Here is an 8,587-nt window from a genome sequence, read left to right on the forward strand (position 1 = left end):
AATGTTATCTAGTTTTGAAGGAATATGCCTTCATAGTTTGGTGATGATGGCAGAGAGGTCACACCCGTTCCCATACCGAACACGGAAGTTAAGCTCTCTAGCGCCGATGGTAGTTGGGACCTTGTCCCTGTGAGAGTAGGACGTCGCCAAGCAACTTTAAGACGAGTCAGAATGACTCGTCTTTTTTGTATGCTTTCATACCTCTATCAATTGCATTTTTAACCCCTTCTAAATAAGAAAATCCATATTTTTTATCGGGTTCTAAGTAAGTTCCTTCTGCCCACTCATTCCATGCGTTAATAAATAAAAACTCGCTGTTATAAAAAGAGTAAGTACGATGAATTTGTTTGCTTAAATATATGGTGAACTTTTCAGGGGTAGAACCTACAAAGATGCTGCTATTTGCATTTTTACGCCGTGCAGTATTATCCCAATCAACAAAAGCGCCAGGAAATGTTTTTTTCTTTGGGAGAGATCGTTGTAATATATACATCCATACTTTATCGTAGTCCCAAACATTTAATTGCATACCAGAATCATATATTGCTTTATTTATGTCTGAAGAGCTATCATGGGCAATTGTATAGAAAGGTTCAAATTGAATGCTAGCATCGAATCCATTTATATTAGGTAGTGGAAAGCTGTTTAATGTTTCAGCAAAGTATATACCTTTTAAACCATTTTCTCGTGCTAATGCATTCCAGTAATTAAGCATTTTTTCACAATCAGGAATATGTCCTGGACGATAAATAATGAACAAAGGTTTATCATCTATATGAATATATCTCTCATCTTGGAAAGCTTGTAATAAATAATCAAAGTGTTCCTTCCAATCTGATATACCTCCGTAATCTTGTGGCATTAATATATGTTTATCGAGACCATCCCAAGATTTTGTCCATGGTTCATTTGCCCAAGAAAGACAAAAAGGGAAGTCAGGTTCCTTCATCTTTAGTACCTCATTAAAGGGTGTTTCTAATAACCTTTTTCCTTTAAACCAGTAATGATAATAACAAAAACCATATATACCGTATGCTTTAGCAATTTCTGCTTGCCACTTTCTTACTGAAGGGCTAGTTAAGTCATAATAAAAATCTTGATAAGGTTCCCTGGGTTGATAATGGCCTGAAAATAAAGGTTGTGCACTTTTAGTATTTGTCCATTCAGTAAACCCTTTCCCCCACCATAGATCATTTTCTTTTATTTGATGGAATTGTGGTAAGTAAAAAGCGATTATTTTCAAGGTATATCCTCCTCGTGTTCTTCGTAGTTCAAATGGTGGAAAGGTATTCTTGATTTAGTGGAGCAATTTTAAAACGAGAGATATGTTATCTGATTACTGCTTTTTATGGTACGTAGTGGATTTGTTTTTACAGCTTACTTGATACGAGAGTATTAGGTAAGTTAATATATAGCTGAAATAGAAAGTGCCTTTCGTCAGGAAATTAAGCGTATTACGTTGAATGAAAGGAATTAAATTTTTTGAAGGACAAAGAGGGCCTGTGGTAATCGATTTACATCATCAAAAAAGTCCTGTAACTTTAAATACTTCTCATAATGATTTTTAATATAAGTCTTAGGTATAACAGTTTCTCCGTAAAAACTACTATTTCTAACATCTCCTGCACCAGTAGGGCTGTGGACAAAATTTCCGTTTTCATAATCCGAGATGGCGCGATGTATATCTGGAAAAGCTTGAGATAAAGTTTTATGCCATCCTGTTTGAATTAATTCAGGATGTTCTTGGAATTGTTGACAAAAATCAAGAAAATAGCGCGCTTGTGTTGTTGCGATGAAAATTCCGCCAGGGCGAAGAACTCTTGAAAATTCTTTCACCCAATTTTCAGCAGTTTCTTCGGATAAATGTGAGAATACAGAATAAGCGAATATGATATCTAATGAATTGTCACTAATAAATTCTACAGGGGGTTGTGGGCTTGCTGTTTTATATATTCCTCTTCCTAGTGTTTCATTACAAAGTGTAATCATCGCAGGATCCACATCAATGCCAAGTAAATTTTGATCAGAGGCATCTTTAAATAAGAAGCGTATAATTCTTCCCCATCCGCAGCCGAAGTCTAAAACTTTACTTTCTTTATTCACGGGAACACCTAAATTCTGGGCATATTGTTTTATATAGCTATAAAACAAATATGCTTCATAAAGAGCATGTTCATAGGAAGCACCTACAAATTGTTTTTGAATTTCTTCAGGAGGAAACCTAGGTACGAGAACCCCATTTATCGTTGTTTGGGAACAACTTTGTATAAATAAATTTAGAAGTTCAACATCAGATAGTGAATTAACAAGATTATCAAAATCACTTCCTAACTTAAAGTTATGCATTTGTCAAACCTCCGAATTATATAGTGATTAAAACTTATTTTCTTGCTTTTTACTAATAAAAACATGTAAAAATTCAGCATCTAACCCGAGTGATCTATCCTTTTGTAAATAAACAATGGTATACATATTTGTGTGTCTATAAATATATTCAATCATATCCTGCCCCCAATCGAACGTTACTAAAGACCCATTCTCATCAATAGGGTTTCCGTGATAAATGGGCTCTTCAATATATTCAATCACCTCTTTATTCAATCTTGCTCTTTGCACAGTTTTTGTGAGTGTATGATACCAAGGGACAGTAAATACATGAGCGCCGCCAGGTTTTAATACTCGTTCTATTTCTTTAAAGGCTTTGTTTGGCGTCATTACATGCTCAAAAACGTCTTGAGTAATGAATAAATCAAAAGATTCATTTTCAAAAGTCATGTCTTCTAAGTTCTCACATCTAATTCCTTGAAAGTATTGGCCAAGAGGATAGTTTTTAAAGTATTGAGAATATGTATAGTTTTTACAGTTTTTTAATAGTAGCTGAGTTGTAATTCCTCCAGGAGAGGATTCGTGGATACTATAGGAATCCCATTTTGGAAAAAATGTGTGTAAAGTATGGATTAAAGCTCGCTGCCTTGGGATAGAGTTACATGTAGAACATAAATAATGATCTCTAAGCCAATCATTATGCTCTATAAATGTAGCTTTCTTTTTGCAAATAACGCAGTACCCATTATTGTGTTTCAAATTGATTTCCACACGACATCACTCCTATGTTACATGCAATCTATTTATGGAAAGTATGATACACGTCAACAATCGGCGAAATCAAAGGGAATAGGTGAAAGTTAGGTATCTCTTAAAATAGCAATTAGGAAAAGGGAATAATCAGTTGAAGAGAACCCGACTCGAATTAAAGTTTCACTTTATGCTATGCGATGCATTAGCTTTTATTCATAGAAAAATGTATAGACTTAAAGTATCCCTCTCGTGTACGGGTACATTTCAAAGTCCTGTGCATATATTTCTGTAACTAAACCCATGGTTTCTTTATCATAAAAGCTTTCGTATGTTGGAAATCGTGGGAAGGCTTCATCTGTAATGCTAAGTTCTGCATAGCTCCCTGCATAAATCATCTTGTGGGCGCGATGATGATCTGAATTTGTAAGAAGTGCTAAATTGGATTTTATCAAATCGTACGTGTGTTCTAGTTTGGTGATTTGTGCATTAAAATCTTCTAAAGGAATATAACATTGGATGAAGTTTTCTTCACCAGGGACGTATTGTTGGCTAAAATGTATATCTATTGCTAGGGAATTGGAACCAAATGCCTGAACGTAATATAAAAATTGTTTAAATGATATTCCTTGATTACTATATTTATCATTATAAAAATAATGACGGATACTTTCCCATTGGGGGCTAGCGTATGGATTGTCAGCAAGTAATAGAAATGAGCTAACAGCCCTTGTATAGGGATTTCGCACAAGTTTACAAACATCCTTTTTACCTTCTAGAAGACCAGTTTGTAACTCTGGTATGTAATTTATATTGTTCTTATACACCCAGAACTCATAGTAATGAATAAAGTCATTGTATTTCTTTGCTTCAGTAAATAATCCAATTTGAAAAAAGAACCAATTAGCTAATGCGGTGCATCCGCTTCTATGACTCCAAAATAGTATAAGGGGAAAGTCTTTATGGTAATGCGGAATTCGGTCTTTATTTAGAATTACATGATTTAAAAGCCCTTGATTTATATTTTTCATGAGTTTAGCACTCCTTTTTTGAGAACTTTGTGTATGTAGAAGGTTTATTAAATATATTCATGGGGATGAGTAAATATTATGAGCGTTTTTGCAATCAACTTGGATAAGGAAGCTATTCTAAAATGAAAATATAAAATAAAGATAATGAAAATTTATAAGAAGCATACAATGATAAGAGATGAATAATAGAAATGATCAAGTTCATTTATTTATATTTTTAGGTTTGACGATGGGAAAAATTTATTACTAGAGAGATGATATTATGAGGAAGAATAATTATTTAATAGTAGGTGGAAATAGTTTCATTGGTATCAACCTCGCATTGGGTTTATTGAAACAGGGGCAAAATGTAAAAGTATTTTCCAGGCATATAAATAATTTTCCTCAAAATATTATAAGTGAAGTTGAATTTATTAAAGGTGATTTAGAAAATGTTGAGGATATATATAAGGCTTTAGTGAATATAGATATTATTATTTATTTAGCTGCGACGTCTAACGTAGCAACTTCAATTGAAGATGTTTTCGGCGATATTAATAGCAGTTTATTTTTTCTTAATTTCATGGAAAGTGTTAAAGATTTTCGTATTAAAAAAATTATATTAGCTTCTTCGGGAGGCACAGTTTATGGTGAACCTGAATATTTGCCTATTGATGAGAAACATCCATTAAGACCACTTTCCCCGTATGGAATAACAAAAGTTTCGCTCGAGAATTATTTGTATTTTTATAAGAGAAAATATGGAATAGATTATGTTGTATGTAGATATTCTAATCCGTATGGAAAATACCAAAACCCCTTAAAAAAAGTTGGGGCGATAAATTGTTTTTTGTATCAGCATCTCAGTAATGAAAGGATTAATATATATGGGAATCCAGAGGAGATTATTAGAGATTATATTTATATCGATGATTTAGTTGAAATTACTATACAACTAGCACAATTAAATCAATTGAAATCTTGCGTATATAACATAGGGAGTGGCAAAGGTCTTTCTTTAAAACGAATTATTGTGGAACTAGAGAAAATAACAGAAAGAAAAGTGGATTTTATCTGTTATAAACAAAAACAAGAGAACGTCCAAAGAATCATTTTAAATATTGATAAGATAAAACAAGAATTGAATTGGGAACCTAAAATAGATTTTAAAAATGGGATTAGATTAAATAAGCTATGGATTGAAGAGTTCTTATATAGTAAAAAATAATAAACCACACTCTACTTGTATTTAAGCAGAGCGTGGTTTATTATTTTACTTCTTTTTCTATTACCCAAAGGTCTTGATGTTCCCACCAAAATCCTTCAGTATACTTTTTGATGATTGGGTTATAGGGCAATAATTTAATTTTGTCACACACGTAAGAGGGGCTAACTATCGTTTGTCCGTACTGATTAACATCTAAATCGAATTGTTCACTAGAAGAGAGAAACCAATAGCCCTGTTCGTTTAAATTTGGAAACCCGAAATATTTTTTACTTTGATAGCCATGGGTTGTGAAAATGAATAAACCACCAGGTGAAACAGCGTTATACAATGTTTGAAGCCAACGAAACCAAGTTGTATCAGGCATATGAGAAAAAAAGGATAGACAAAAAACAATATCGTACGTAGAGGAGTCTAATTTTAACTGTTCGGGCTCAGGATGAGATAATATAGAAGGATTATTTAATTTGTTTTCAATAAAGGAAATGGCCTCTTCGTGTATATCACAAGCGGTTATACTCAAATTCGCTTGTAGATTTAATAAATGACGTGTTACGCAGCCGTATCCAGATGCAAACTCTAACAATTTGATTGGATTGCCTGTAGGAGGATAAAGGGAAGTGATTAAGTCTAAGAGTATTTGTGCTGAGTTTTGCCCGTCTTTAAAATAGTAATCTATCGCTTCTTTTTTTGATGGGAAAACGGGATTAGTGACAATGAACTGAAAGATATGATCCTCAGGATGGATACTTGCATTTACATTGTAGCTGTGTGCGATTTGAGAAATTAAATCTTTATGTTCCTCTATAAAGTCTTTCAAAGAGTATTCCCCCTTAAATAATAGTATCGCCTTACAAGAGATATTGATGGCAGAGAAAGCATACGTTTAAATTTTTAAGTATGCTTTAAGATACTTTCTATATGTATACATTTTCATTTTAGAAATGTCATCGATAGTAAAGCTTTCTTTAATGAAATTTTGCATTTGCACAACTTCATTGTAATGGGAATATGAATCTTCTGTTCTTGTTACACTATTTAAATGTCGTCTATGATAGTTTAGGGGGGCTGGATTGAAGTAAATATCTCCCTCTGTAAGAAGAGAAACATAGAAGAACCAGTCACCAGCTATTTTGAACTTTTCTAACTGTTTTTCTGTTTTCTTCATATCTATATTTTTAAAAACTACACTCGAGACATTAGGTATAGTGTTTTTGATAAGTAACGTATCTTGTATTTCGTCGACGCCTTTTCGAAAATAGGGGGCTTTCCATTTCTCTTCATCGATATCATTTGTGTAATTTAAATAATGATTAGCCAATACATTTCCTTGTTCGTCTATTTGTTTTGATTGTGTGTAGCTTAAGGCAATATTGTTATTTATATAAAACCCCTGCATCACCTCTTGTAAAAATGTCTTATCGCATAAGTCATCGGCCTCTGCAATCCAAATATAATCACCAGTTGCTGCAGTGACGCCTTTTATCCATTGTTTAAATACAGAACCAGAGTTTGTATCATTAATAACCTGTTGAACCTTCAGATGGATCTTATTTTCTTTTGAGAGCAGTTCTTTAAATGTTGATACGCTATGATCAGTGGAGGCATCGTCTAAGAAAATTAGTTCGTAAAGAGGGTAGGTTTGGTTTAATATTGATTCGATTCGATCAGGTAAGTATTTTTCATAATTATAGTTTGGTATGATTACGCTTATCTTTTTGTAATTATGTTCGAGAAGATCTAGTAATTGATAAATGTAAGTAAGAAAATTGAAGTTTTTTTCGATAAGTTCTTGGCCAAAGCTTCCCTTTTGTAATCGTAATCCCTCATCATGAATAAATTCATATATTTTTTCTAGCATTTTGGGTAAATTTAAAAAGTCTACTAAGGCACCGGTTTTTTCTGTAACAACATCCTCAAAACCTCCAGCATTTTTAAACCCTATAACAGGAAGTTTTGCATCTAATGCTTCTAAAACAACATTTGGAAAAGGATCTTCCCTTGAAGTTAATAAGTATAAGTCAGCTCCGGCGTTATATAATCCGATATCGGGAGTAGGATCGATTACTGTGAAATGTGCTTTATATTTAGGGGGCAGTGTATTCAGGAATTGAACATCTGTTCTCCCTACCCAAATAAAATGAATATCCTTGTGAGTCTTTCTTACTGAGTAAGAGATAAGTGAGAATAGATCGATTCCTTTTCGATAATCTGCGAAGCCTACACCCAGGATGATTTTGCTATCTAGAGGCAGGTTAAGCTTCTTACGTAACTCATTTCTAGCTTTTGCGATATTATTCTTATAAGGATTGTGGTTAAACAAACCTTGAGGGAGAATGTGACATTTTTGAGGATCCAATTCAGTGATTGTACGAAATTTTTCTTGTACGTATTGTGAAGGGAAAACAACTTTGTAAGCAAATTCAGCGATGTTTTTAGCTTTCCCTTCAGCAGAGTACTGTTGTATTAAATGCGGTAATTCATGTATTAATGAAACAACTTTTATATTGTGTCTAGCTAGTAATGCGACGATATCGCCACTTATGACAGTACTACATATGGCGAGGGTAAAATCCTGTGATAATAAATCCTTTATTAATAATTCGACCTTTTCTTTTGTTTGATAATCTTGCTCGAGACAATAAACAGGACCGTACTTTTGGAAATCGGGAATTAAAATACCGGATCCAATAGAAATAATTGCAACAGAGTAATCAAAGTTTTCTTTAAGAGCCTTAATAGTATGTAAAGAAAGTAGCTGTGCTCCGTGGAAATGGGCATCATGGGATACATAAATTATCTTTTTATTAACATGCATTTCATAACGCCTCCTAAGTTTATTAGATTTCTTTTCCTTTTTGTTGATTAAAGGTAAAGAAGAGAAATGTTTTATATATAATCCCCTAGAGATGAGTAGAAGGGGGGCGTACTAAAAGAAAAAATATTATCCTTAATATATATTTACTTGGTCTCGCATTCATTCTTTAGAAAAGTATTAGTATTAAGTTAGAGAGTGTAGTCTGCAGATTGTTAGTTTGAATACATACGTTTATGAAGTTCTAAGGATGTGTTAGAAATTAAGAGAGGGCAAAGCTTTTATAATTTATAAAATAAAAAAGATAAAAAGTATTGACGATTGATCTACAGGGGTGTAATATAGGACAAGTCGCCGATGACATTAACGTCGCAAGCGACAAACGAAATGAAAAACTTAGTTGACATTAACTAACGAAGATGTTAACATAAGGAAGTCGCAAATGAGCGACCAAGTAGTTCT

The 8,587-nt window shown here is 33.2% G+C and carries 7 protein-coding genes and 1 rRNA gene; 2 read left to right on the plus strand and 6 right to left on the minus strand.

Going from position 1 to position 8,587, the window contains the following annotated elements:
- Window positions 1–36: 36 nt before the first annotated feature.
- Window positions 37–152: ribosomal RNA gene (gene rrf / locus ACTJJY_RS31220) — 5S ribosomal RNA — on the plus strand.
- A 14-nt stretch (window positions 153–166) separates the two neighbouring features.
- Here the strand turns inward: rrf and ACTJJY_RS31225 are convergent.
- The 4 genes from ACTJJY_RS31225 to ACTJJY_RS31240 form a co-directional block, all read right to left on the minus strand.
- Complete coding sequence (locus tag ACTJJY_RS31225; protein WP_440607389.1) at window positions 167–1,243, minus strand: glycosyltransferase WbsX family protein; 1,077 nt, start codon at window positions 1,241–1,243, stop codon at window positions 167–169.
- A gap of 230 nt (window positions 1,244–1,473) precedes the next feature.
- The gene (locus ACTJJY_RS31230; RefSeq protein ID WP_440607390.1) at window positions 1,474–2,346 is read right to left on the minus strand and encodes a methyltransferase; all 873 of its coding nucleotides are present in this window, start codon (window positions 2,344–2,346) and stop codon (window positions 1,474–1,476) included.
- A 27-nt stretch (window positions 2,347–2,373) separates the two neighbouring features.
- On the minus strand, window positions 2,374–3,096 hold the full coding sequence (locus ACTJJY_RS31235) for a class I SAM-dependent methyltransferase (protein WP_440607391.1): 723 nt from the start codon (window positions 3,094–3,096) through the stop codon (window positions 2,374–2,376).
- 215 nt (window positions 3,097–3,311) lie between these two features.
- A complete protein-coding gene (locus ACTJJY_RS31240; RefSeq protein WP_440607392.1) occupies window positions 3,312–4,106 on the minus strand; it encodes a sulfotransferase family 2 domain-containing protein in 795 nt (264 codons plus the stop codon).
- 262 nt (window positions 4,107–4,368) lie between these two features.
- Between ACTJJY_RS31240 and ACTJJY_RS31245 the strand changes: the two genes are divergently transcribed.
- Window positions 4,369–5,313: an NAD-dependent epimerase/dehydratase family protein gene (locus ACTJJY_RS31245; RefSeq protein WP_001230828.1), complete on the plus strand. Its 945-nt coding sequence runs from the start codon at window positions 4,369–4,371 to the stop codon at window positions 5,311–5,313.
- Between the two features lie 40 nt (window positions 5,314–5,353).
- Here ACTJJY_RS31245 and ACTJJY_RS31250 read toward each other — a convergent pair whose 3' ends face one another.
- Both ACTJJY_RS31250 and ACTJJY_RS31255 read right to left on the minus strand, forming a co-directional pair.
- Window positions 5,354–6,130: a class I SAM-dependent methyltransferase gene (locus ACTJJY_RS31250; RefSeq protein WP_000651236.1), complete on the minus strand. Its 777-nt coding sequence runs from the start codon at window positions 6,128–6,130 to the stop codon at window positions 5,354–5,356.
- 66 nt (window positions 6,131–6,196) lie between these two features.
- Window positions 6,197–8,128 carry a glycosyltransferase gene (locus tag ACTJJY_RS31255; protein ID WP_078994984.1) on the minus strand — a complete coding sequence of 644 codons (1,932 nt, stop codon included), beginning with the start codon at window positions 8,126–8,128 and terminating at the stop codon, window positions 6,197–6,199.
- Window positions 8,129–8,587: the final 459 nt, after the last annotated feature.

This window comes from Bacillus sp. 22475 (assembly GCF_052044835.1).
Taxonomy (GTDB): domain Bacteria; phylum Bacillota; class Bacilli; order Bacillales; family Bacillaceae_G; genus Bacillus_A; species Bacillus_A cereus.

Bases quoted from the DNA above. Each gene is read 5' to 3' on its own strand.
- ACTJJY_RS31230 (WP_440607390.1), bottom strand. From the start codon at position 2,346: ATGCATAACTTTAAGTTAGGAAGTGATTTTGATAATCTTGTTAATTCA.
- ACTJJY_RS31245 (WP_001230828.1), top strand. From the start codon at position 4,369: ATGAGGAAGAATAATTATTTAATAGTAGGTGGAAATAGTTTCATTGGT.
- ACTJJY_RS31255 (WP_078994984.1), bottom strand. From the start codon at position 8,128: ATGCATGTTAATAAAAAGATAATTTATGTATCCCATGATGCCCATTTC.
- ACTJJY_RS31240 (WP_440607392.1), bottom strand. From the start codon at position 4,106: ATGAAAAATATAAATCAAGGGCTTTTAAATCATGTAATTCTAAATAAA.